Here is a 1500-nt window from a genome sequence, read left to right as displayed (position 1 = left end):
GGGCCGGCCCCCGCTGCGACGATGCCAGCCGGTCACGAGCGGTCGCGTCGCGGCAGAGCGTCCGATTGACCATCAGATATCGTGACCATCAAGCCATCAAACATCTTGCACGCGCTCAGCATACGGGCAAAACTCCCGTTCGTCAGCTATGCAGTCAATTTACTGGCTTTGAGTACGATGCCGACTTCTCGCAGGACGAGGCAGACCCACGAATGATGTCTTCTTTCAGCACGTCGGCGGATCGAGTCACCCCCTCCATCACTACCGATGATTGGGATGCAATCGAGGGACATTCTGCAGTAAGCTATATTCTGTCGCCACGAACGACAACGGAAAACGCATTAGCAGTGTCCGGCCAGACGCTGGCCTTGGTTGCTGCCCTGCTAAACGCTGGCGCGTCCGCAGTCAAAGGCGAGAGTTCAGGAATAGCTCATGGCCGAACCTATTGGCTGGAACTTGCCGACTACGCCGCCAAGACCTCGGAATCCGCGCTGATCCGTGCCTGGGTGCGATATCCGATCTCTGATGATTCCCTGCTCTACTCCGTAGGAATGCACCTGCTGGGGTTGCCAGACATCGAAATTGATGACGCCGGCACCTCCGAGGTGGATGCCGTGGATGCCTTGAGCGGGTTCATGCATTTTCTTTTGATCGACAAACGGCAAAATCTAGATGCCGGACATACTTTTCATACGCGGCCCGATTCCGCGCGTTTTCAGCTCTCAAGGACGACGTGCACCCGATACGAGCATGACGACTTCTTTTACAATCCATATGGATATTGGCGTCTTTGCCCAGTCACCTAACCTTGGACACCCGCATGCAACAAATTGAGTTAATTAACCAAATTGAAGCCAGTTCGACTGTTGCTGATGCCATGGAGCTGATTGCGTGGTCAAAGGCGATGGTAGGAAAAGTTGAACGGGGCGATATGGTGATTGGCATCATGTCCATTGACGAGGCGCGGATGATTCCAGTAGCCCTGCGCAAGGCGCTAGATATCGGCGTTGCGGAAGCCGCGCTTTGCCTCGCGGATTGGCTGCTACGAACGCCATTCGGCGAACCCGACGTGCTCGGCTCGGAAGGAGTTCTCCTCGAAGGAATAGCGCTAGGCATGGATGAAGCTTGCGTGCCGCTAATGAATTGTCGTTGGCTTTATCGCCGCGACACGTGCACCGATCAAGAAGCAAAACAAGCATTCATATTGTTAGAAGCATGGTGCGCCAAAAATTTTGCGGATGGTGAAGCCTTGTACTTGTTGGGGTTGGTTACATGCCATGGCTTCGGCACCAGCGCCGATCCCACGCAGTCTGCAAAGATCCTGGACACGGCCGTTCAGTTGGGTAACGCTGACGCGATGTTTGAGCTCTTCATTTACTATGCTGTTACGTCCTTTGAAATCCTAGGCTCGCCGGGGCGCTAAATCCCGGGCTCTTCGAGGGCGTTCAGTAAGCTTTCACCCATGGCAGCGTGGGACGTCATGCAAAAAAGATAGGCCAG

The 1500-nt window shown here is 54.7% G+C and carries 2 protein-coding genes; both read left to right on the top strand.

Annotated elements, in window-relative coordinates:
• A partial coding sequence (locus ACP7D4_RS28000) for a hypothetical protein (protein WP_426212707.1) occupies positions 1 to 806 on the top strand: 806 nt, incomplete at its 5' end.
• Positions 807 to 820: 14 nt separating this feature from the next.
• Positions 821 to 1423, top strand: coding sequence for a hypothetical protein (locus ACP7D4_RS27995; RefSeq protein ID WP_426212706.1), 603 nt, complete (start codon positions 821 to 823; stop codon positions 1421 to 1423).
• The last annotated feature ends 77 nt before the right edge of the window (positions 1424 to 1500 follow it).

This window comes from Massilia sp. TWP1-3-3 (assembly GCF_049897805.1).
Lineage (GTDB): Bacteria > Pseudomonadota > Gammaproteobacteria > Burkholderiales > Burkholderiaceae_D > Telluria_A.
This window is presented reverse-complemented; position numbering and strand designations above follow the sequence as displayed.